The organism is Iodidimonas sp. SYSU 1G8, assembly GCF_039655775.1.
In the GTDB taxonomy this organism is placed as follows: Bacteria; Pseudomonadota; Alphaproteobacteria; order SMXS01; family SMXS01; genus RI-34.
In genome coordinates this window covers 1,333,185-1,353,801 of sequence record NZ_JBBYXJ010000001.1, presented here as the reverse complement: position 1 = coordinate 1,353,801, position 20,617 = coordinate 1,333,185, and the positions used below count along the sequence as shown (strand labels likewise).

The 20,617-nt window shown below is 63.5% G+C and carries 23 protein-coding genes; 10 read left to right on the top strand and 13 right to left on the bottom strand.

Going from position 1 to position 20,617, the window contains the following annotated elements; translation table 11 throughout:
- Nucleotides 1-7: 7 nt before the first annotated feature.
- Nucleotides 8-1,690: a 2-isopropylmalate synthase gene (gene leuA / locus WJU17_RS06545; RefSeq protein WP_346326531.1), complete on the bottom strand. Its 1,683-nt coding sequence runs from the start codon at nt 1,688-1,690 to the stop codon at nt 8-10.
- Between the two features lie 463 nt (nt 1,691-2,153).
- Here leuA and WJU17_RS06540 point away from each other — a divergent pair, with 463 nt between their 5' ends.
- From WJU17_RS06540 to WJU17_RS06530, 3 genes are all read left to right on the top strand, one after another.
- Nucleotides 2,154-3,419, top strand: a complete 1,266-nt coding sequence (locus tag WJU17_RS06540; protein WP_346326530.1) for a DUF2254 domain-containing protein — start codon at nt 2,154-2,156, stop codon at nt 3,417-3,419.
- A 57-nt stretch (nt 3,420-3,476) separates the two neighbouring features.
- The gene (locus tag WJU17_RS06535; RefSeq protein ID WP_346326529.1) at nt 3,477-3,788 is read left to right on the top strand and encodes a ferritin; all 312 of its coding nucleotides are present in this window, start codon (nt 3,477-3,479) and stop codon (nt 3,786-3,788) included.
- Between the two features lie 91 nt (nt 3,789-3,879).
- Complete coding sequence (locus WJU17_RS06530; RefSeq protein ID WP_346326528.1) at nt 3,880-4,341, top strand: hypothetical protein; 462 nt, start codon at nt 3,880-3,882, stop codon at nt 4,339-4,341.
- Nucleotides 4,342-4,344: 3 nt separating this feature from the next.
- Here WJU17_RS06530 and WJU17_RS06525 read toward each other — a convergent pair whose 3' ends face one another.
- The 3 genes from WJU17_RS06525 to WJU17_RS06515 form a co-directional block, all read right to left on the bottom strand.
- The gene (locus tag WJU17_RS06525) at nt 4,345-5,169 is read right to left on the bottom strand and encodes a peptidoglycan-binding protein (RefSeq protein WP_346326527.1); all 825 of its coding nucleotides are present in this window, start codon (nt 5,167-5,169) and stop codon (nt 4,345-4,347) included.
- A gap of 84 nt (nt 5,170-5,253) precedes the next feature.
- Nucleotides 5,254-7,149 carry an ABC-F family ATP-binding cassette domain-containing protein gene (locus tag WJU17_RS06520; RefSeq protein WP_346326526.1) on the bottom strand — a complete coding sequence of 632 codons (1,896 nt, stop codon included), beginning with the start codon at nt 7,147-7,149 and terminating at the stop codon, nt 5,254-5,256.
- 126 nt (nt 7,150-7,275) lie between these two features.
- The gene (locus tag WJU17_RS06515; protein WP_346326525.1) at nt 7,276-7,953 is read right to left on the bottom strand and encodes an outer membrane beta-barrel protein; all 678 of its coding nucleotides are present in this window, start codon (nt 7,951-7,953) and stop codon (nt 7,276-7,278) included.
- A 324-nt stretch (nt 7,954-8,277) separates the two neighbouring features.
- On the opposite strand from WJU17_RS06515, the gene WJU17_RS06510 reads away from it, so the two are divergent.
- The 6 genes from WJU17_RS06510 to WJU17_RS06485 all read left to right on the top strand — a co-directional run bounded on the left by WJU17_RS06510 (nt 8,278) and on the right by WJU17_RS06485 (nt 14,775).
- Nucleotides 8,278-9,966, top strand: coding sequence for a diguanylate cyclase (locus WJU17_RS06510; RefSeq protein WP_346326524.1), 1,689 nt, complete (start codon nt 8,278-8,280; stop codon nt 9,964-9,966).
- Nucleotides 9,967-9,999: 33 nt separating this feature from the next.
- Nucleotides 10,000-10,551, top strand: a complete 552-nt coding sequence (locus WJU17_RS06505; protein ID WP_346326523.1) for a glutathione peroxidase — start codon at nt 10,000-10,002, stop codon at nt 10,549-10,551.
- A gap of 70 nt (nt 10,552-10,621) precedes the next feature.
- Entirely contained in the window at nt 10,622-11,824 is a 1,203-nt protein-coding gene (locus WJU17_RS06500) for an epoxide hydrolase family protein (RefSeq protein WP_346326522.1), read from the top strand.
- Between the two features lie 150 nt (nt 11,825-11,974).
- A complete protein-coding gene (gene mtgA / locus WJU17_RS06495) occupies nt 11,975-12,619 on the top strand; it encodes a monofunctional biosynthetic peptidoglycan transglycosylase (protein WP_346326521.1) in 645 nt (214 codons plus the stop codon).
- 10 nt (nt 12,620-12,629) lie between these two features.
- Nucleotides 12,630-14,108, top strand: a complete 1,479-nt coding sequence (locus WJU17_RS06490) for a helicase HerA-like domain-containing protein (protein WP_346326520.1) — start codon at nt 12,630-12,632, stop codon at nt 14,106-14,108.
- A gap of 31 nt (nt 14,109-14,139) precedes the next feature.
- On the top strand, nt 14,140-14,775 hold the full coding sequence (locus tag WJU17_RS06485) for an exopolysaccharide biosynthesis protein (protein ID WP_346326519.1): 636 nt from the start codon (nt 14,140-14,142) through the stop codon (nt 14,773-14,775).
- A gap of 3 nt (nt 14,776-14,778) precedes the next feature.
- On the opposite strand, the gene WJU17_RS06480 is transcribed toward WJU17_RS06485, so the two are convergent.
- From WJU17_RS06480 to WJU17_RS06465, 4 genes are all read right to left on the bottom strand, one after another.
- A complete protein-coding gene (locus WJU17_RS06480) occupies nt 14,779-16,167 on the bottom strand; it encodes an aspartate aminotransferase family protein (RefSeq protein WP_346326518.1) in 1,389 nt (462 codons plus the stop codon).
- A gap of 90 nt (nt 16,168-16,257) precedes the next feature.
- A complete protein-coding gene (locus WJU17_RS06475; protein ID WP_346326517.1) occupies nt 16,258-16,584 on the bottom strand; it encodes a hypothetical protein in 327 nt (108 codons plus the stop codon).
- A gap of 122 nt (nt 16,585-16,706) precedes the next feature.
- Nucleotides 16,707-17,027, bottom strand: coding sequence for a hypothetical protein (locus WJU17_RS06470; RefSeq protein WP_346326516.1), 321 nt, complete (start codon nt 17,025-17,027; stop codon nt 16,707-16,709).
- Nucleotides 17,028-17,068: 41 nt separating this feature from the next.
- Entirely contained in the window at nt 17,069-17,239 is a 171-nt protein-coding gene (locus WJU17_RS06465; protein ID WP_346326515.1) for a DUF1328 domain-containing protein, read from the bottom strand.
- Between the two features lie 215 nt (nt 17,240-17,454).
- On the opposite strand from WJU17_RS06465, the gene WJU17_RS06460 reads away from it, so the two are divergent.
- Nucleotides 17,455-18,084 (top strand): glutathione S-transferase family protein, encoded by a 630-nt coding sequence (locus WJU17_RS06460; protein ID WP_346326514.1) that lies wholly within the window; start codon nt 17,455-17,457, stop codon nt 18,082-18,084.
- Between the two features lie 60 nt (nt 18,085-18,144).
- Here WJU17_RS06460 and WJU17_RS06455 read toward each other — a convergent pair whose 3' ends face one another.
- The 5 genes from WJU17_RS06455 to WJU17_RS06435 are packed head-to-tail and all read right to left on the bottom strand — an operon-like array spanning nt 18,145 to nt 20,568.
- Nucleotides 18,145-18,705, bottom strand: coding sequence for a F0F1 ATP synthase subunit B (locus tag WJU17_RS06455; protein ID WP_346326513.1), 561 nt, complete (start codon nt 18,703-18,705; stop codon nt 18,145-18,147).
- Nucleotides 18,706-19,203, bottom strand: a complete 498-nt coding sequence (locus WJU17_RS06450; RefSeq protein ID WP_346326512.1) for a F0F1 ATP synthase subunit B' — start codon at nt 19,201-19,203, stop codon at nt 18,706-18,708.
- Nucleotides 19,204-19,228: 25 nt separating this feature from the next.
- The gene (locus WJU17_RS06445; RefSeq protein WP_346326511.1) at nt 19,229-19,456 is read right to left on the bottom strand and encodes a F0F1 ATP synthase subunit C; all 228 of its coding nucleotides are present in this window, start codon (nt 19,454-19,456) and stop codon (nt 19,229-19,231) included.
- A gap of 45 nt (nt 19,457-19,501) precedes the next feature.
- Nucleotides 19,502-20,251, bottom strand: coding sequence for a F0F1 ATP synthase subunit A (locus WJU17_RS06440; RefSeq protein WP_346326510.1), 750 nt, complete (start codon nt 20,249-20,251; stop codon nt 19,502-19,504).
- The gene (locus WJU17_RS06435) at nt 20,251-20,568 is read right to left on the bottom strand and encodes an AtpZ/AtpI family protein (protein WP_346326509.1); all 318 of its coding nucleotides are present in this window, start codon (nt 20,566-20,568) and stop codon (nt 20,251-20,253) included. Before WJU17_RS06435 ends, WJU17_RS06440 begins: the two co-directional genes overlap by 1 nt.
- Nucleotides 20,569-20,617: the final 49 nt, after the last annotated feature.

Here is a 20,617-nt window from a genome sequence, read left to right as displayed (position 1 = left end):
TCCCGGACTACCTGGCGAGCATCCGGTTGACGGCGCTGGTTACCGCCAGCAGGGACGCGTCGACGATGTCGGCGCTGATGCCGACACCCCAGACGGTCTTACCGTCGCCCTGCTGCGCTTCTATATATGTCACCGACTTCGCTTCGGCGCCGTGGCCGATGGCGTGCTGGTGGTAGTCGAGTACGTTGAACTCGATGCCGCAGTTCTTGCGCACCGCGTCCACATAGGCGGCGATCGGGCCGTTGCCGAAGCCCTCGATCTCCTGCTTTACCCCGTTCAGCACCACCTCGGCATGGATGTCGCGCTGGTCAGGATGGCCGGGGACGGGCAGGGTGCTGTGGCTGTGATACTCGATGGGCGAGGTCCGGTTCAGGTACTCGCTCTGGAAGGTATCCCAGATCAGCTTGGGCTCGATTTCCTTGCCGGTTTCGTCGGCGATCCGCTGGATCACGCGCGAGAACTCCACCTGCAACAGGCGCGGCGTGTCGAGGCCGTAATCGCTTTTCAGGATGTAGGCGATGCCGCCTTTGCCAGACTGGCTGTTGATGCGGATGATCGCCTCGTAGGAGCGCCCCAGATCGGCCGGGTCGATGGGCAGGTAGGGCACTTCCCACACCTTGCTGTTGGACGCGGCCAGTGCGTCGAAGCCCTTCTTGATGGCGTCCTGATGCGAGCCCGAGAAGGCGGTGAAGACCAGGTCGCCCGCATAGGGATGGCGCGGATGCACCGGCAACTGGTTGCAGTATTCGGCGGTCTGGCGCACCTCGTTGATGCGCGAGAAATCCAGCTCCGGATTGACGCCTTGGGTGAACATGTTCAGCGCCAGGGTGACGATGTCCACATTGCCGGTGCGCTCGCCATTGCCGAACAGCGTGCCCTCGATGCGGTCGGCACCGGCCATGAAGCCCAGCTCGGCGGCGGCGACACCCGTGCCGCGGTCATTATGCGGGTGCAGCGACAGGATGAAGCTGTCGCGCTTGTGGAAGTTCCGGTGACACCACTCGATCTGGTCCGCGTAGATGTTGGGCGTCGCCATCTCCACCGTCGCGGGCAGGTTGATGATCATCTTCTTGTCGGGAGTAGACTCGAACACGTCGATCACCGCCGCGCAGACGTCGCGGGCGAATTCCAGTTCGGTGCCGGTGAAGCTCTCGGGCGAGTATTCGAAGACCCAGTCGGTCTCCGGGTTCGCGTCGGCCAGCTGCTTGACCAGTTTGGCGCCGCGCACGGCGATATCGGTAATGCCCGCTTCGTCCAGTCCGAAAACCACGCGGCGCTGCAGCGTCGAGGTGGAGTTGTACAGATGGACGATGGCGCGGTGCACGCCCTTCAGCGACTCGAAGGTCCGTTCGATCAACTCGGGGCGGGCCTGGGTCAGCACCTGGATGGTGACATCCTGGGGGATCATGCCGCCTTCGATGATCTGGCGCACGAAGGCGAAGTCGGTGTCGGAGGCGGCTGGAAAGCCGACCTCGATCTCCTTGAAGCCCAACTCGACCAGCATCTTGAACATGCGGGCCTTGCGGTCGGCGTCCATGGGTTCGATCAATGCCTGATTGCCGTCGCGCAAATCCACCGAGCACCACATGGGAGGCCTGGTGATGACATTGCCCGGCCATTTGCGATCGGGCAGATCGACCTGTTTGAAGGGGACGTATTTCTGGGCGGCGTCGATGGCGGTCTTGCTCACGGTCTTGGTTCCTTCTGGTGCCGGCGCGCGCGGCGCTCTGGCGGAAATGGTCTGACGGCGGTTCGGCGCGGCGCAAGGGTGCTGCCGGCATTCGGCTCGCGGACAGGCGAAAGGCGCCCGATCAGGCCCGCGGGCCGCCGATAAGTCGTAGCGCGCGCCAGGCCCCGCCATATAAACGGGCCGCACGGTAGTTGAAATGATTATTGTCGAGGTGAGCCGTCACTTGCCTGTATCCAATCGCGTGGTGTTCGTCTTTTCGGCCAAAGGCCAGCCGGCGCGGTCCCTTAGAGGGACAGCGTGGTAAGTCGAAGCGACAGCGATTTTTGCGGACGGGTCATGGCGATATAACTATCGAACAAGGGCGGAATGTCAAGATGCGTGACACCTTCGGCGGTCCGAGGCGTTCGCGGATCACCTACACGCCGGACCAGCCCCGGCGGGGCGAACGCTAGGGGGCCGACCGATGGATACGAAATGGCAGTTCATCCTGCAGCGGATCACCAGGCAGACCTGGTTTCGAAGCACGCTGTATTGTCTGCTTGGCGTCGCGACGGCGATGGTGGCTATCGCGCTTGGTCCGATGGTGCCAGAGGCCTATTCCGACCGGATTGGCGCAGGATCGGTTGATTCGATCCTGGCGATCCTGGCGTCGAGCATGCTCGCGGTGGCAACCTTTTCGCTGACGACCATGGTCTCGGCCTATGCCGCCGCCTCGAACAGCACGACCCCCCGCGCCGCCACCCTGCTCATAGAGGACACGACCTCGCACAATGCGCTGGCGACGTTCATCGGCGCGTTTCTCTACAGCATCGTCGGCATCGTGCTGTTGAGCACCCGGGTTTACGGCGGGGGCGGCAGGCTTGTTCTGTTGGCCGTCACGATCGCGGTGATCGTGCTGGTGGTGGTCACCTTGCTGGGCTGGATCGACCGGCTGTCGCGCCTTGGGCGGGTGGGCGAGACCATCGATCAGGTCGAGGAGGTGACGCAGGCGGCGTTGAATTCACATGCCAAGGCTCGTCATCTGGGCGGCCATCCTCTGACACAGATTCCCGCGGACGCGTATCCGCTGTACACGGACCGCGTCGCCTATGTGCAGCATGTGGACGCGGGACGGTTGCAGAACTGCGCGGAGACAGCGGATGTTCGAATCTATAATCCGGTGCGGTCCGGCGTGTTCATCAGTCCGGGTCGGGCTCTCTGTTACCTGGATCGGCAGGTGGATGACGCCACGCGCGACCGAATTCGCGCCGCTTTCACGCTGGGAGACACCCGCACCTTTCTGCAGGATCCCCGATTCGGTCTCATCGCACTGTCCGAAATCGCCTCGCGCGCCCTGTCGCCGGCCATTAACGACCCTGGCACGGCGATCGATGTGATCGGCACTATGGTCCGTCTGCTCATCCGGTTCGATCGCGATCTGGCCGAGAGCGATCCGGAGGTGATTTACGACCGGCTTCATGCCGCGCCCATCGACTGCGCCGAGATGATCGAGGACGCCTTTCGCCCTATATCGAGAGACGGCGCGGCGCTTGTGGAGGTGGGAATTCGGCTCCAGAAGGGGCTCGCCTCCATCTCTCATGCCTCGCCGACACTGCGTCCGGCGGCCCTGCGCATGTCCGACGAAGCCCTGGAACGGGCGCGCGGCGGGCTGTCGCTGCCAGCCGACATCGCGGAGGTCGTCATCGCCCACGAACTTGTGCAGGATAGCGCAGGAGCCCTGGCGCGTTGAGACCGGTCGCGCCTTGGACTCTTGACGATCACGCTACAGGATGAAGGAGCGCACCAGATGTCGAGCGAAGGTTTGCACGCCCCCCGTGAACGGCTGACCAAGGAGACCATTTCCCTGCATCACGCCATCGTCTCCCTTATGGAAGAGATGGAGGCGGTCGACTGGTACAGGCAGCGCGCCGATGACTGTGATGACGCGCAGCTCAAGGAAATCCTTTTGCACAACATGCGCGAGGAAATGGAGCATGCCGCCATGGTGCTGGAATGGATCCGCCGCAACAGTCCGGAGTTCGACCATCAATTGAGAAGCAACCTGTTCAAGGAAGGTCCCATCGCTGGCGATCATGGCGGCCACGACGACGAAGGTTGACCATCCTCGCCGCGACCGAGTAGGCGTTTCGACGGGTCTCACGCACAGCTTTGAATCGCCTTCCGACAGGTCCCATGCAGCACGTTTATCCATGACGCCCGAAGACATGCGGCTGCACGTCGCCGCGATCTGCCGGAACGAAGGCATCAGGGTCTTGCCTCATTCGCGGGGTGGCCGCGCGTCCAAGGAAGCCCGCATCATCGCTATTCGGCCAGTGAAGAGCGCGATCACCTACGCGGTGGCGCTGCACGAATTGGGTCATGTTCTGGGGCCTTGGCAGTCGCAGCCCCGTCTCTACGCCGAGGCGGGCGCCTGGAAGTGGGCCAAGGAAGTGGCGGGCGTCTGGACGCCCTCCATGGAGGCGAAAATGTCCAAGTCGCTGCACTCCTACGTGCTGTGGGCGGAGCGCCGCGCTCCTCGGGTAAAGCTCCCCGAAGATGGACACGAATTCTGGATGCTGCTCGGCGTGCCGCCCGAGCCGCGCAAGCGCCGTCCGTCCGCCAAGCGCCGGACCGTGGGCAGCGTGCTCCGCCTGCTCTTTGGCCGGCGCTGACGGTCAGCGTAGGCCGAGTGCCTGCAACAGCATGTCGTCGATGAGGCCATCCGGCAGCCGGCGGTCCTGCCGGAAACGTATGATGGCCGCCTGGGTGCGCGGACCGATGATCCCGTCGGCCGCGCCCAGTTCCCGATATCCCAGCGACTGAAGCTTGCGCTGAATGGCAACCACGTCCGGTCCGTCCGGCTGATCCTCGACAGGGATGGGCGCGCCCAGCGTGCGGCGCACCTTGTCCAGCCACGCCTTGCGGTCCGCCAGTCCGATGGTGCCGCCATTGATCTTGCGGGTCAGGGCGGTGAAGTCCGCCGCATCGCAGGCAGCGTTCGCGCCCTTCCAGGCCCAGACGCCGCACGCGACCTTGAGTGCGTGCTCGGGCGCGAAGGCGCGGTCGGGATCACGCAACAGATCGATGCCGGTGCTTTGCCCGACCAGCCCGTAGGCGTCCTTGCCGGTGATCTGGATATATCCGCGCCCCCGATAACGCCAGCCGTCGCCGGAGGCGAAAGGTCCGTTGCCCATGCGGTCGCAATATACCGTATTGGCGAGGACTTCGGGCCTGCCGGCGCATCGCGAGACCACGGCCGGGTCCCGGAATCGGCTCGGCCAGACCTGTGGCAGCCGTTCGGGACGGTAATTCAGGTTTTCCTGCATGATGGTCAGGCCGCCCGACTCGTGGCCGATCTGCGCCAGGAAGTAGTGCAGGCGGTTGGTGGTCTGATCGATGCCGAAGGATTTGAGAACGGTGGCGGCCTGTGCGGCGAAGGCGGCCACGTGAGCGTCCGGCGCGCGCGGATAGAGCACCCGGATGGTGTCGATGGACAGCATTTTCCCCTCCACGCCCCCGACGCCCTAATCCGTGAATTCTACCTCACGTCGCGGCGTCTGTCCCGGCGAGTCTTGCGGAGGGTGTCAGGCGGTGAGGGCCTGTTCCAGCGCGTCCTGCGCGGCGATCCAGGCCTCTTCCTCACGGGCGAGCGAGGCCTTGATATCGGCCACGGCGCGCGTCAGGCGTTCGATCCTGGCCTTATCACCCGAGGCGTAAAGCTTGGGATCGGCGAGGGTTGCTTCCGCCCTCGCCAGATCGGCCTCCAGCTTGGCGATCTGCTTCTCGTGATCGCGTACCTTGTTGCGGAGCGGCGCTGCGTTGGCGCGCTGGGCTTTCGACGGCGCTGGCGCGGCGGCCTGAACCGGCGGGGAAGGCTTGTTCTCGCCCTTGCGGTTGGCGCCCGGCTCCTTCTTGGGGCCACGTTGCGACAGCAGCAGGCGCTTGTAATCTTCCATGTCGCCATCGAACGGCGCGACCTTGCCGTCCTTCACCAGCCACAGCTGATCGGCGACCGTCTCCACCAGATGGGGATCATGGCTGACCAGGATCACCGCGCCCGGATATTCGTTCAGGGCGTGAACCAGCACCTCCCGGCTTTCGATATCGAGATGGTTGGTCGGTTCGTCGAGGATCATGATGTGCGGCGCTTCGAGCGCGGCGAGCGCCATCAGCAGGCGCGCCTTCTGGCCGCCTGAGAGCTTTTCGACGGGATTGAGCACGATGTCGGCGCCGATCCCGGCGGCGCCGAGGCGGGCGCGCAACTGAGCCTGACCCTCGTTGGGCAGTTTGCGCATCAGGTGCTGGAGCGAGTTCTCGCCTTCCACCAGTTCGTCGAGCTGGTGCTGGGCGAAGAAGCCGATGCGCAGCTTGGACGATTTGGTGATCTTGCCGGTCATCAGCGGCAGGCGTCCGGCCAGCAGCTTGGCGAAGGTCGATTTGCCCTCGCCATTGGAGCCGAGCAGGGCGATGCGGTCGTCCTGGTCCAGCCGCAGGTTCAGGTTGCGCAGGATGGTGTTGCCGTCATAGCCCACGCTGGCGTTCTCGAACGTCACCAGCGGCGGCGCCAGCTCGTCCGGCGCGGGAAAGTGGAAGGGCGCCACGGCGTTTTCCGACACGGCGGCGATCGGCTTCATCCGCTCCAGCATCTTGACCCGCGACTGGGCCTGGCGGGCCTTCGAGGCCTTGGCCTTGAACCGGTCGACGAAGCTCTGGATGTGCGCGCGCTGTGCATCCTGCTTGCGCTTCATCGAGATCTGCTGTTCCAGCTTCAACCGGCGCTCGTTGTCGAACTGGTCGTAAGTGCCGGTGTAGTAAGTCAGCTTCTCGCCGGTCAGGTGCAGGATGCCGTCGACGGAGCGGTTCAGCAGTTCCCGGTCATGGGAGATGATCAGCGCGGTGTGAGGATATTTGGCGATGAAGCTTTCAAGCCACACCGTGCCTTCGAGATCGAGATAGTTGGTCGGTTCGTCGAGCAGCAGCAGGTCTGGTTGCGAGAAAAGCACCGCGCCCAGCGCCACGCGCATGCGCCAGCCGCCGGAGAACTCATGGCACGGCCGCTGCTGTGCCTCGGCGTCGAAGCCCAGGCCGGACAGAATGGTGGCGGCCCGGGATTCCGCCGAATAGGCGTCGATGTCGGCCAGCCGGATCTGGATTTCCGCGATACGGTTCGGCTCGGTCGCCGTCTCGGCTTCATCGAGCAGGGCCGCGCGTTCGATGTCGGCCATCAGCACGGTCTCAAGCAGCGTATGATCGGTCGCGGGCGCTTCCTGGGCGACGCCGCCGATCCGGAAGGCGCGCGGCACCTCGATCTCACCATCGTCCAGCGACAGCTCGCCGCGGATGAGACGGAACAGGGTCGTCTTGCCCGTGCCGTTGCGACCGACCATGCCGACCTTGTGTCCCGTCGGGATCACGGCCGAGGCATTATCGAACAGGCGGTTGCCCGCCATGGTGAAGGTGATGTTCCGGATTGCCAGCATGGCGCGAACAAGTGACTTTTCAGAAGCCGCTTGTCAACGGGCGTTCCCGCCGAGTCGGCCCTTCACGCACGGCAGGCGCACAAAAAAAGGGCCCGGCTGTAACGCCGGGCCCCAGTCTACCGCTTGTCAAAAGTAACGGGAGATCGCCAGCGACACCTGATGGCTCGTCGGCTTGATGAAGACGCTGTCCGTATTGGACAGCGCGATGTCGTAGTTCGAATAGTTGGCGTAGGTGTAGTCCATGCGGGCGGTCCACTGGCTGCCCAGCGCGGCCTCGACGCCGCCGCCGATGCGCCAGGCGTCCTGACTGTCCTTGCCGGAGTAGATGGTGGTGCCGGCGGCGTTCGCGACTTCGGTCTTGAAGCGGCCCTGGGTCCAGCCGCCCGACGCGTACAGCATCACGTTATCGACCGGCACGAAACCGACGCGGGCGCCAAGGCCCCAGCTTTCGCGCGCTTTGGCGCCAGCGGAACCCAGTCCGGTCACGGTGGTGCTCACGTCGGCGTCGCTGTAGCGAAACGAGCCCTCGATGCCGGCAATGAATTGAGGTCCCAGCGGAATGTTGTAGCCGACGATCGCGCCGCCCGCGACGCCGTCCGCGCCGAGGCCGTTGATCGCGCCACTGACGCCATAGGTGGGAAGGGTCGCGCTGCTGTTGAGGCTGTAATTGTCATAACCGAGGACGCCGCCGACATAGAAACCGCTGAACGGGTTCTGATTGGCGGACTGCTGCGCGTTGGCGACCGCCGTGCCGGCGACGAGGACGCCGAGGGCGACGGTCACAGTGCTAAGGGCCTTGTTCATGAAAAATCCTCTCCTGGGCAGAAGGGTGGCGTGGACGCGAGATGCATCCTGAATCGCATGTCCCTGACTGGTTTTCGTGGCCTCTCTGTGTAGGCCACGGCGTGGATGTAAGTAGCTCCAACGGGGCCGCAAGAGCTGAATATTTAATAAAAACAACAAATTAGAAGGAATATTGCGCTTGAAATCACGCGGGATGTTTCTAGAGTATAGGTGCTCTTTCGGCCGCTGCCCGTTGCGACAAGGGCGGCGTGCGTTTCTTGCGACGGCAACAGAGTGCCGCCATCGCGAGACGCCCATGTTCCAACAACCCGGATATTCAGCGGAATGCCTTCCCGTTTCCTGCAGAAGCAGCGTGCCCGATATGGTCAGTTCGGCGTCGCCAGCGTGCTCTTTGCCGTCCTGATGTTCGGCGGTCTTTATCTCGCCGATGTCGGCAAGCGTCTGCAGCGCAACATGGAACTGGACCATACCGCGCAGCGCTTCCTGATCGCCATGCTGGACGGGGAAACGGCGGTTCGAGGTTACGCCATCACCGGCAACGAAACTTTTCTGGAGCCCTATCACACCAGTTTCACGCGGGCGGATGACCTGCTGGCGAGGATACTCCGGATGATCCCGCCCAAGCTCGGCACTCACTTCGATGCCGCCGGACTGTCCCGCCTTGTCGCGCGCCGACAGGAGACTTTGGCGCGCACCATCGACCTTCGTCAGATCGGACCCGAACAGGCGCACGCCTATATCTCGGCCAATGAAGGCAAGCTCATCATGGACGAGATCCGCCGACAGGTCCGAGACATCGAGGACGCGGTGGAGGCCGAGAACGCACGCCTCGGCCAGCGCCTGAATTTTTCGCTGACCTTCATCGCGCCGGCCATCGCGCTTCTCACCCTTGTCATGCTGGTGCTGGCGGTGCTGCAGACCCGCGCCATGCGCCGGACGCTGACCATCGCACAGCGGGCCGAGCGTCAGGCGGAGAGACGAGGGGAAGAGCTCGCGGCGCTGAGCGAAATGGCCGACGAGCTTCATGCGGCGTCGGATCGCGGGGAAACCTACCGGATCATCAGCCACCACGGCGCCCGGCTGCTTCCGGACGTGACGGTCGAGTTGTTCGTCTACAACCATTCGCGCGACCAGCTGCGGCGCGCGACGTCCTGGGGCGGCGGCGATGCCCTCGACACCATGTTTCCTCCGGCGGACTGCTGGGCGATCCGCAAGGGAAAGCCGCAGATCAATCATGTCGGGCGCAGTGTCCGGTGCGATCACCTGCCGGATACGGGCGTGGCGCTGTGCGTGCCGATCACCGCCCGCGGCCAGACGGTGGGGATGCTCGCCATTTCGGGCGGCGAGGCGGACTCGCTTGAAGCGGATGGCGAGACACGGCGGACCGCGGTGACGCTGAGCGAGCAGGTCGCGCTCGCGCTGGTCAATCTGGATCTGCGCGAACGGCTCGAGAACCAGGCGCTGCGCGACACGCTGACCAATCTCTATAACCGCCGGTATCTTGACGAGGCATCGGAGCGCGAGTTGAACCGGGCGGATCGTCTGGAGACCGCGCTCAGCATCATCGCCATCGACATCGATCATTTCAAACGCTTCAACGATCAGCACGGCCACGCCGCCGGCGACGAGGTGCTGAAACGCGTCAGCGCTTATCTCATGGAAGGATGCCGCGCCACCGACCTGGTGTGCCGGCTCGGCGGGGAAGAGCTTCTCATCATGCTGCCGGACACGGATCTGGATGGCGCCATCGCCATGGCGGAGAAGCTCCGCGACGACGTGTCGCATCTGCGCATCCGCTGGCATAGCGGCGAGTTGCCGCCTGTCACTGTGTCCATGGGCGTGGCCTGCTACCCCCATCATGCGCGCAAGTTCGCCGTGCTTCACAGTCTGGCCGACGAGGCCCTGTACCGGGCCAAGCAGAACGGCCGTAACCGGGTTTGCGTCTGGACACCGCGCGACCGGGCCGGGGAGAGTCGCGCCGCTGCTGTTCCCATCGAGGCAAAAGCACCGTAAGCTTCCCGGCCTGTTTCACCATGGGGAAGACACATGACCGCGCCACTTTACAGCGTTCCCGTCCGCAAGATCGACGGTACGGATACTTCGCTCGCCGACTATCAGGGCTCTGTCCTGCTGGTCGTCAATGTCGCCTCCAAATGCGGCCTGACGCCGCAATACGACGCCCTGGAAAAGGTCTACAAGACCTATCATGCCAAGGGTTTCGAGGTTCTGGGCTTCCCGGCGAACAATTTCGCGGGCCAGGAGCCGGGCAGCGATGCCGAGATTCAGGAATTCTGCACCACCAAGTTCGAGGTGGACTTCCCGTTGTTCTCCAAGATCAGCGTCGCGGGCGAGGATCGGCATCCGCTGTACCAGGAGTTGATCTCGGCCCATCCGCAGCGGGTCAACAAGCCGGATAGCCCGTTGAAGAAGGTTCTCGACGAGCGTGGGCTCAGCCCCAAGAGCGAGACCGACGTTCTCTGGAATTTCGAGAAGTTCCTGGTCAGCCGCGATGGTAAGGTCGTCGGTCGCTTCGCGCCCGACATCACGCCGGACGATCCGGTCCTGACGGGCGCCATCGAAAAGGAACTGACGGCCTAAGCAGGTCTTCCGGGATAGCGTGGCCGTTCCGCCTCGGGCGGGATGGCCATCTCGTTCGCAGTGGTGCCGGATGCACATCGAATCCTTTTCCATTGCCGTGTCCGATCAGGCGCTCGCCGACCTGAAACGCCGGCTCGAAGCCACCCGCTTCCCCGACGACTTCGGCAATGACGACTGGCGATATGGCACCCCGACGGCCTATTTGAAGACCCTGGTCGACTATTGGCTCGGGGATTATGACTGGCGCACGGCCGAGCGAGAGATGAACGGTTTTCGGCACTTTCGCGCCGATATCGACGGCGTGCCGGTCCATTTCATCCACCAGAAGAGCCAGGCGTCGGGCGCGATCCCGCTGATCGTCACTCATGGTTGGCCCTGGTGCTTCTGGGACATGCGTCACATCATCGGCCCGCTGACCGATCCGGCGGCGCATGGCGGCGATCCCGCCGATGCCTTCGACGTCATCGTGCCGTCGCTGCCGGGTTTCGGCTTTTCGACGCCGCTGCGCACGCCGGGCATCAACTGGTGGCGCACCGCCGACCTCTGGCAAAAATTGATGACGCAGGGGCTGGGCTACGAGCGGTACGGCGCCAGTGGCGGTGACTGGGGCGCACTGGTTACGGCGCAGCTTGGCCATAAATACGCCGCCAGCCTTTACGGGGTGCACATGATGCACGCCATTCCGCTCACCCTGTTCAACACCGAACGGCCATGGGACATCACGGGCGGCGCGCTGGTGCCGCCCGCCATTCGCGGCGAACTGCGCGAGGCGTTGCATGCCCGTCAGCGGCGGATCGCCAGCCATGTCGCCGTTCAGGTGCTCGATCCGCAAACCCTGGCGAACGGTCTCAACGATTCCCCGGCGGGTCTGCTGTCCTGGCTGGTCGAGCGGCGCCGCGCGTGGGGTGATACCCATGGTGATGTCGAAGCACGGTTCCCGAAGGAACATCTGATCACCACGACCATGCTCTACTGGTTGACCGGCAGCTTCCATACCTCGGCGCGCTATTACGCGGAGGCGGCGCGCCATCCCTGGACGCCGTCGCACGACCGGATGCCCGCCGTCGAGGCGCCCACGGGTCTGACGTTCCTGGGTGGTGAGAGGGATCCCGCGGTGGATGACCCGGTGGCGGCGTTCCAGGCGAGCGAGCGGGCCCGGGTGTACAATCTCCATCAGGTGACCAGCCATCCGACTGGCGGTCATTTCGGGCATTACGAAGAACCCGGCGCGGTGGTCGATGCCATTCGATGCCTGTTCCGCGCGCTCCGCTAGTGCCCGGCGATCGTATTGCCTATATCCTGCGCCTGACTGGCCGCACGCATCATGTGCCCTGCGGGTAACCAGAGCGATCGACGGGAGGGCAGGCGCATCAAGTCCAGAGCGAAACGCGGCTTCGGCCGCCGGATAGCCCGTTTTATCATCATGCTGGCCTTGATGGTCCTGCTGGTGCCGCCCGCGATCTTGCTGATCTACCGCTTCGTGCCGCCGCCGGGCACGCCGCTGATGGTCATCCGCCTCGTCCAGGGCTATGGGATCGACAAGGACTGGACTGGCATTGAGCGGATATCGTCCAACCTGCAGCGCGCGGTTCTGGCGTCGGAGGATGCGAAGTTCTGCAATCATAATGGTTTCGACTGGGTTTCGCTGAAGGAGTCACTGGAGAAGCTGGAGCAGGGCGAACGCTCGCGGGGAGCCAGCACCATCACCATGCAAACCGCCAAGAATCTTTTCCTGTGGCCCGGCCGCTCGTTCATCAGGAAAGGCATCGAGGCCTATCTGACGGTTTGGATCGAACTGCTGTGGCCCAAGCAGCGCACGCTCGAGGTCTATTTGAACATCGCGGAATGGGGCAAGGGCATCTATGGCGCGGAGGCCGCTGCCCGGCACTATTTCGGCGTCCCGGCGTCTGCTCTTACCGCCCGACAGTCGGCCTTGCTCGCCGTGTCGCTGCCCAGTCCGCTGCGTAGCAACCCGGCCAAACCAACCGGCTACCTGTCTTCGCGCGCGGGGGTGATTCAGGGGCGGATGAACTCGGTGCCTTATACCCGCGATGGCGTCTGCAATTGAGGATGCGCGCATGAGTTTGCTAAGAGCCAACAGCATTTATCTGGGCACCGGGCAGGCGCCACAATATCTGTCGCTGAAACGCGCCAACCGCCATGGCCTGATCGCCGGCGCCACGGGCACGGGCAAGACCGTATCCCTGCAGATTTTGGCGGAGGGCTTTTCGCGGGCCGGTGTTCCGGTTTTCCTGGCCGACGCCAAGGGAGACCTCTCCGGTATCTGCCAGCCTGGCGCGCCCAAGGATTTCCTGCTGAGACGGGCCACAGAGATCGGTCTTGACGATTATCAGTTCGATGCCTTCCCGGCGGTGTACTGGGATCTCTTCGCCGAGCAGGGGCATCCGATCCGCGCCACCGTGTCCGAGATGGGACCGTTGCTGCTCAGCCAGCTGCTGGGTCTCAACGATACCCAGGAAGGCGTGCTGAACATCGCTTTCCGCTTGGCTGACGAGCAGGGACTGCTGCTGCTCGATCTGAAGGACCTGCGCGCCATCCTCAACCATATCGGCGAGAACGCCGCGTCGCTCACGACCGAGTACGGGAACGTCTCCAAGGCGTCGGTCGGATCGATCCAGCGCGCGCTACTCGCGCTGGAGAACGAAGGGGCGGCAGGTTTCTTTGGCGAACCCGCGCTCGATCTTCATGATTTCATCGGGCGCGCCCCCGATGGGCGGGGCCTGATCAACATCCTGGCGGCGGACCGATTGATCCAGTCACCAAAGACCTATGCCACCTTCTTGCTCTGGCTGCTGTCCGAGCTGTTCGAGGAGCTGCCGGAAGTGGGTGACCCGGACAAGCCGGTGCTCGTCTTCTTCTTCGACGAAGCCCATCTGCTGTTCCGGGACGCGCCCAAGGTTCTGCTCGATAAGGTGGCCCAGGTTGTGCGGCTGGTCCGCTCGAAAGGCATCGGCGTCTATTTCGTGACGCAGAGTCCGGATGATATTCCCGACGATGTGCTGGGACAGCTGGGCAACCGTGTGCAGCATGCGTTGCGCGCCTTCACGCCGCGCGACGCGGCGGCGGTGCGCACGGCGGCGCAGACGTTCCGCCAAAATCCGGCGTTTGACACGGCGGCGGCCATTACCGAGCTGGCCGTGGGCGAGGCGCTGGTATCCACTCTCGACGGCAAGGGCATTCCGACCATGGTGGACCGTACCATGATCCGCCCACCGCAATCCCGGCTCGGTCCGGCCACACCGCAGGAGCGCCAGCAGGCGATGATGGCCAGTCCGGTTGCCGGCCGCTACGATAACGTACGGGATCGGGACTCGGCCTATGAGATGCTGGTCCGGCGTGCCCGGTCGCCAGAAGCCGGGGCGGCAGGCAACTCCAAGGGGGCCGGCCAGACACGGACCACCTCCGTGCCGCGCTCCGGCGGGCGCCAGCGTCAGGGCGTGGGCGAGACTTTCGCCAAGTCCATCGCCTCCTCGGTCGGACGGGAACTGGGCCGGGCGCTGCTGCGCGGGCTTATGGGGTCGCTTCGGCGGCGATAGCCTGGGGGCGCCACTCGAACAAGGATCATTCGTGTCGATAGAATTCAGTGATACCACCGAAAGCCTGAGCGTCGTGCTGCGCAAGGCCGTGCGCACCATCAAGGGGCAAACCGTTACGCTGCGTCAGCTCCTCGAGATCATCGGCGAGCAGGGGTTGCTGATCCTGTGCACCCTGCTGACCATTCCGTTCCTGCTGCCGGTGTCCATTCCCGGCGTCAGCACGGTGTTCGGCGGCGCCATGATTCTCATCGGCACCGGCATCACCATCAACAGGGTTCCGTGGTTGCCGCGCTTCCTGATGGACCGGCCGGTGCGGACCAAGAAGTTGCGTCCCACCTTGTGGAAGGGGGCAGCTCTCGTCGGACGCCTCGACCGGTTCATCCGGCCGCGGCTGCGCTGGCTCACGGACGGGCCCGTCGCCAGCCGGTTCAACGGTCTGTCGCTGACCTTCGCGGCCATTCTGCTCGCGTTTCCCTTGGGCATGATCCCGTTCACCAACACGCTGCCTGCTTACGGCATTCTGTGTCTGTCGGTAGGCATGCTGCAGCGGGACGGGGTCGTCGTGCTTCTGGGCCACCTTCTGGTACTCGCGACCGTTGGCTATTTCACCGTCCTCGCCTACGGCGCCATGGCGGCGGAACGGGGAATTTCCTCGCTGCTGGGCTGAGCCTCAGGCGGCGCCGGCCCTCGCGCGCAGGCTGTGGCCGGCGAGGGTCTTGCCAAGATCCCAGACGGCGCCAGGGACCCGGTGACTGTCGGCGATGGCCGCGTCGAAGCTTTCACGGATCCAGGTGCGGTCGTCCTGGGTAATGGTGAGCGAAGGCAGGAGCTTGATGACGTTCATGGCGTCGCCGGCCACCTGCGACAGGACGTGGTGGTCCTTCATCAGCGGAATGGTGATCAATTGGCAGAACAGACCCTTGCGCGCCTGTTCCAGCAGCGCCCACGCGGCCTTCAGCGACAAGCTGCGCGGCGTGCCGAACTCGATGCCGATCATCAGGCCCTTGCCCCGCACGTCCTTGACGAATTCGTGCTTCAGGATGAAGGTGCTCAGGTCGGCCAGGATCTCGGTGCCGATGGCGTCGGCGTGCTCGATCAGCTTTTCGTCTTCCAGAACATCCAGGGTCGCGAGGCCGGCGGCCATGGCCATCTCGTTCTTGGCGAAGGTGGAGCCGTGCACGACCGCCCGGTCCATGCGGTCGAACACCTTGTCATAGACCCATTTCTTGACGGCGACGGCGCCGACGGGAATAAAGCCGCCGGACAGCGCCTTGGCGAGCAGCACCATGTCGGCGTCCACGCCCCAGTGTTCGATGGCCAGGAAGCGGCCGGTCCGGCCCACGCCTGTCTGAATCTCGTCGGCCACGAATAGCGCGCCGTATTTGTGGCACAGGCGCGCCGCCTCGGGCAGGTAGTCGTCCGACGGCATGTTCACGCCCTTGCCCTGAATCGGCTCGACGATCAGGGCCGCCACGTCGCCGCGCTTCAGTTCCTGCTCCAGCCGCTCCAGTGAATTGAAGGGAATGGCTGTACAATCGGGCAGCAACGGCTCGAAACCGGTGCGGAAAATCTTGTCGCCGTTTAGCGAGAGCGCGCCATAGGTCAGCCCGTGGAACGCGTGCTCACAGAAAAGGATGCGCGGACGCCTAGTGGCTGCCCGGCTGAACTTGATCGCCGCCTCGACAGCTTCGGCGCCGGAATTGCAGAAAAACATCTTGTCGAGACCGGGCATGTATCCCAGCAGGCGCTGCGCCAGAAGGCCCGCGAGCATGGATACGTCAAGCTGCACCAGATTAGGCAACTCTCCCGTCAGTACCTGCTGCAACGCGGCGATGACGGTGGGGTGGTTCCGGCCGATCGCGAATGTGCCAAAACCGCTCAGGAGGTCGAGATGACGCTGACCGTCCTGATCATACAGATACTGGCCCTTGCCCCGGACATAGTTGCGGTCGAAGCCAATGGTTCGTAGGACCTTGACCAGCTGGGTGTTCAGGTACCGGTCGTGCAGATCGTACTTGTCTGCGTCGCCGGCCATCAGCCGGGCGAGATCGAATGTCATGCCGGTTGCCTTCCCAAGCGAATGGTGTCTCTCCCACGCGGAGCCTACCACTCGCGTGGGGATCAGGGAACCGATTCGGGTGTCAGGCGATTAGTAGCGTCGCCGGCGCTGGGTAAGCATGAGGGCTGTAAGGGCTCCAAGAAGCACGGCGCCTCCCGTGGCTGTCAACGGCCGCTGCGACACCCAGTCTTCCGCAGCCGCGACTCCCCGGGCGGCCTCGTCGGTCAGATCGAAAATATCGAGACCTGGCCCCCGGTCTATGGGCCGGGTAATGAGACGGTAGAGTGAAAAGCCGACGAAACCCGCGATGGGCAACAGGGCGAAGCCGACGCCGAAAGCGGCGCCCGCCGGGCCCCAGTGTGGCTCAAGCCAAAGATAAGCCGCGGCGAGCAGAAAGCCCGCCGCGGTCATCAGCAATGCAAAACAGGTCCCGCCGAGAAACAGCCCGGCGGGGATCCGTGTCCAAGGTATCGATGCGGTAGGGCGCGCCGCAGCCGTCAGTGACAAGAGTAGTTGAACGGCTTTGGCAAGCGCCCCCATCAACGACGTCCGGCGAGCAACAGCGACAGGATCGCGCCGACACTGAACGCAACGCCCAAGCTGGTCAGGGGCTGCTTCTGGACATTCAGGCGAACGGTGTCCACGGCCTGCTGGCTGCGATCGTTCAGAATGACACCCAATTCCTCCAGCCGGCGGCGGAGAGCTTCGATTTCGGCTCGTGCTTCGTTCATACCAGTCCTCGTTCCATCGCGAAGGATTTGCTGTGTCGATGACACCAGCGCGTCCCAATCCTGTTGCAGCTTCTGCAGATCAGCTTTCAAAGTCTGCGCTTCATCGGCCGGTATTTCCACCATCGCCATATCCTTTCCGTTGAGTCAGTCGATCGAGAGACCGGGGCTGTTCAGGGACCACGGCGTCCGAACGCATTAAAGAGCAAGCTGGCTACCAGCAAAACCAAGAAAACCACGAAAAGGATCTTGGCAATACCAGCCGCCGTCGTGGCAATTCCGCCAAAACCGAACAAACCGGCTATCAGCGCCAACACCAAAAAGATCAGAGCCCAGTATAACATGATTCCGTCTCCTCTGCGGGTTTGGCGAGCGGCTTTTTCGCCATCCCGTTCAAGCCATTAACGTCGGGACACGGAAACAGTTCCTGAAAGGAACATAGGTAAGATTCTACCAACGTCAACCTCAGTGGGGCCCCTTCGTCAATGGCCGACAGGCTCTTGCGAACACCCAAAGGGCGTCTCATACTCTGCCGGGCTGAGAGAAAGATCTCAATTTGATGAAACTCTACGAGTTCGCCCCGACGCGATCCATCCGGGTCCGCTGGATGCTCCAGGAACTGGACGTTCCATTCGAGGCGGTCACCGTCGATATGCTGAGAGGCGAGCACAAGTCGCCGTGGTTTTTGGCGATCAATCCGGCGGGAAAGCTTCCCGCCTTGATCGATGGTGATCTGGTGCTCAGCGAATCCATGGCCATCGTTCTGTATCTCGGCGAGAAATATCCTGAGAAGGGCCTGATCCCCACTGATCCGGCGGAGCGAGCGCGCTTCAACAGCTGGGTCATGTTCACGGCGACCGAACTCGAGCAGCCGCTGTGGCGAATCGCGCGCAACACCTCGCTCTATCCCGAGAACAAACGGCAGGAGTCGGATGTCGCCTTGGCGAGGGAGGATTTCCGGGAAATGGCGGCTGTGCTGGAGCGGCACCTCACAAGTCGCGACTTCCTCGTCGGAGAGACGGCGACGGCGGCTGATTTCGTGCTGGCGTACACGCTGGACTGGGCCAACGAAATCGGCCTGCTCGAGGGTCTTCCCAACCTGCATGCCTACATGAGCGCCATGTACCAGAGTCCCCGCGCCCCCATGCGCATCGCCGCGGCACTCCGGTCCGTCATGGACAAAGGCTGAATAGCGAAGGCCCCCGTCCTTGCGGACGAGGGCCTTGTCGTCTTGGTCTGGCGCCGGCTCTCAGTGCAGGTGCTTGGGAAGCTCGCGGATGGCGTCGTCGACCAGTTCGTTGGCCTTGCCGCTGTCGATGGTCTCGGCGATCACCTTGCGGGCGGCCTCGGTGGCGACTTCCACGGCCACCGCCCGGACTTCCTTGACGGCCGAAGCCTCGGCCTGGGCGATCTTCTCGACCGCGAGCTGTTCGCGGCGGGCGATGCTCACGTCGAGAGCCTTCTGCGCTTCGACGGCGAAACGCTTGGACTCGCTTTCGGCATGGGCGACGATTTCAGCGGCCTCGTCGAGAGCTTCGCGCTGCTTGCGCTGGTACTGGACGAGCAGGGCTTCCGCTTCTTCGCGCAACCGGCGGGCTTCGTTGATCTGCCGGGCGATTTCTTCCGAGCGCTTGTCCAGGGACCTGGCGATGAGCCGGGGCACCTTGACGTAGGCGAGAAGGCCGAGGAAGAGCAGAAATGAAACGGCGACCCATAGTTCGGGGGATGCGTAGAGCGGTCCCTCGTGATGAGCGGCATGATCGACACCGACTTCGGTCGACGTGCCGCCTTCGTGCAGGGTTTCATCCATTTACTTGGCTCCCCGACGCTGGAGTTCTTCGCCGACGGCTTGGTCCAGGCGGGCGCTTTCCGGGGCCGAGCCCAGCAGGCGCGTCACCAGAGCCACCGCCGTATCCGACGCGATTTCGCGAACGTGGCTCATGGCCTCGTCGCGGGTCGCGCGAATACGGGCTTCGGCGGCTTCAAGCTGCGCGGTGAGCCGGGCTTCGGCTTCGGCCTGGCGGGCTTCGGCTTCGGCCTGGACGGCGGCGCGGGTCTTGGTGGCGATGTCGGTCGCCTTGGCCCGAGCTTCGGCCAGGGCCTGCTCATAGGCCTTGACCGCGTCTTCCGCGTCCCGGTTCAGCCGTTCGGCCCGGTCCAGATCGCTCGTGATCCGCTCCTCGCGAATGCGCAGGATCTCGCCGACGCGCGGCAAGGCAAGCCGCGACATCACGACATAGAGAAGCACGAACGAGATAGCGAGCCAGAAGAGTTGCGGCGGAAACGACGAAATATCTAGCTGGGGCATGGCTCTGTGTCCCGAAGGCTGTCCGTTAGTTACCGAACAGGATCATCATGGACACAAGCAGACCGAACAGGCCGGTCGCTTCGCAAAGCGCGAAACCCAGGTACATGTTGGTCGTCTGGCTCGGGGCAGCCGCCGGGTTGCGAAGAGCGCCCTGCAGGTAGCTGCTGAACACCATGCCAACGCCAATGCCGGCACCGATGAGGGCGGTGGCGGCGATACCGGCACCGATGAACTTTGCGGCTTCAGCTTCCATGATCAGTTCCTTACGTCTGAGTTGGTGGTTTTTCTTGTGGTTAGCTTAGTGGAGGTGGATTGCATCGTTGAGATAGATGCAGGTCAGAATCGAGAAGATGTACGCCTGCAGCACGGCCACCAGCATTTCAAGGCTGGTCAGCGCGACCAGGAACGCGAGCGGAAAGATGCCCAGCGGGATCAGGATCGCACCCAGCGACACCACGAAACCGGCGAAAACCTTCAGCATCACGTGGCCCGCCATCATGTTGGCGAACAGTCGGACGGAAAGGCTGATCGGACGCATCAGGTAGGAGATGATCTCGATCGGCACCAGAATGAACAGCACCGGAATCGGCACGCCGCTCGGGGCAAAAAGCTTCAGATAGCCGAAGCCATGCTTGACGAAGCCGAGGATCGTCACGCCGACGATGACGAAGGCCGCCAGGGCGAACGTCACGGCGATGTGGCTGGTGACGGTGAAACTGTAGGGGATCATGCCGATCAGGTTGCAGGTCAGCACGAACATGAAAAGGGTAAACACGAACGGGAAGAATTTCTTCCCGCCGGAGCCCACGGTGTCGCGCAACATCGTCGCGACAAGCTCGTAACTCAATTCCGTCAGCGACTGCCACCGGCCAGGCACCAGAGCTTTCTTGCTCGTGCCGATCAGCATGAACAGCGTGATCGACACGATGGCGACGATCATGAAGGCGGAAGAGTTCGTGAAAGAGATGTCGTAGCCACCTGCTTCCAGGGGGACGAGCGTCTTGATTTGGAACTGTTCGAGTGGATTGGCCACGGGCGTTCCCTGCATCAGGGCCCGGTTTTGGAATCTTCTTCCCGGGCCTTCCTGTTTTCCACGTTGCCTGCTCGTATGACGTTACGAATACCCGCTGTCATGCCAAGCAGTATCATCGTGACCATCAGCCAGGGCGCAGTGCCTAACCAACGGTCCAGAGCGATACCGGCGATGATGCCGAATACAACGCCCGCCAGCAACTCGGCTGCTACCCGCATACCGGCGGCTTTCGCGCTCGGTGGCTTGGGTGGCGGCCCCGCCGCTTTGCGGCGGGCTTCGTCGATGCGGGCTTGCAGGTCCGGCGCCACAACTGGCGGGTCACGATCGTCCAAGCAAACCTCCTTCCGGGCACCACGACTCGGTTCCCCAAAGGCGCTGGCA

What these genes read in the sequence shown, in the direction of transcription:
- WJU17_RS06520 (WP_346326526.1), bottom strand. Translation starts at nt 7,149, where the DNA reads ATGCTGGCAATCCGGAACATCACCTTCACCATGGCGGGCAACCGCCTG.
- WJU17_RS06510 (WP_346326524.1), top strand. Translation starts at nt 8,278, where the DNA reads ATGCCTTCCCGTTTCCTGCAGAAGCAGCGTGCCCGATATGGTCAGTTC.
- mtgA (WP_346326521.1), top strand. Translation starts at nt 11,975, where the DNA reads ATGCTGGCCTTGATGGTCCTGCTGGTGCCGCCCGCGATCTTGCTGATC.
- WJU17_RS06480 (WP_346326518.1), bottom strand. Translation starts at nt 16,167, where the DNA reads ATGACATTCGATCTCGCCCGGCTGATGGCCGGCGACGCAGACAAGTAC.
- WJU17_RS06445 (WP_346326511.1), bottom strand. Translation starts at nt 19,456, where the DNA reads ATGGAAGCTGAAGCCGCAAAGTTCATCGGTGCCGGTATCGCCGCCACC.
- WJU17_RS06530 (WP_346326528.1), top strand. Translation starts at nt 3,880, where the DNA reads ATGACGCCCGAAGACATGCGGCTGCACGTCGCCGCGATCTGCCGGAAC.
- WJU17_RS06460 (WP_346326514.1), top strand. Translation starts at nt 17,455, where the DNA reads ATGAAACTCTACGAGTTCGCCCCGACGCGATCCATCCGGGTCCGCTGG.
- WJU17_RS06535 (WP_346326529.1), top strand. Translation starts at nt 3,477, where the DNA reads ATGTCGAGCGAAGGTTTGCACGCCCCCCGTGAACGGCTGACCAAGGAG.
- WJU17_RS06525 (WP_346326527.1), bottom strand. Translation starts at nt 5,169, where the DNA reads ATGCTGTCCATCGACACCATCCGGGTGCTCTATCCGCGCGCGCCGGAC.
- WJU17_RS06515 (WP_346326525.1), bottom strand. Translation starts at nt 7,953, where the DNA reads ATGAACAAGGCCCTTAGCACTGTGACCGTCGCCCTCGGCGTCCTCGTC.
- WJU17_RS06465 (WP_346326515.1), bottom strand. Translation starts at nt 17,239, where the DNA reads ATGTTATACTGGGCTCTGATCTTTTTGGTGTTGGCGCTGATAGCCGGT.
- WJU17_RS06490 (WP_346326520.1), top strand. Translation starts at nt 12,630, where the DNA reads ATGAGTTTGCTAAGAGCCAACAGCATTTATCTGGGCACCGGGCAGGCG.
- WJU17_RS06440 (WP_346326510.1), bottom strand. Translation starts at nt 20,251, where the DNA reads ATGCAGGGAACGCCCGTGGCCAATCCACTCGAACAGTTCCAAATCAAG.
- WJU17_RS06505 (WP_346326523.1), top strand. Translation starts at nt 10,000, where the DNA reads ATGACCGCGCCACTTTACAGCGTTCCCGTCCGCAAGATCGACGGTACG.
- WJU17_RS06540 (WP_346326530.1), top strand. Translation starts at nt 2,154, where the DNA reads ATGGATACGAAATGGCAGTTCATCCTGCAGCGGATCACCAGGCAGACC.
- WJU17_RS06450 (WP_346326512.1), bottom strand. Translation starts at nt 19,203, where the DNA reads ATGCCCCAGCTAGATATTTCGTCGTTTCCGCCGCAACTCTTCTGGCTC.
- WJU17_RS06470 (WP_346326516.1), bottom strand. Translation starts at nt 17,027, where the DNA reads ATGGCGATGGTGGAAATACCGGCCGATGAAGCGCAGACTTTGAAAGCT.
- WJU17_RS06455 (WP_346326513.1), bottom strand. Translation starts at nt 18,705, where the DNA reads ATGGATGAAACCCTGCACGAAGGCGGCACGTCGACCGAAGTCGGTGTC.
- WJU17_RS06500 (WP_346326522.1), top strand. Translation starts at nt 10,622, where the DNA reads ATGCACATCGAATCCTTTTCCATTGCCGTGTCCGATCAGGCGCTCGCC.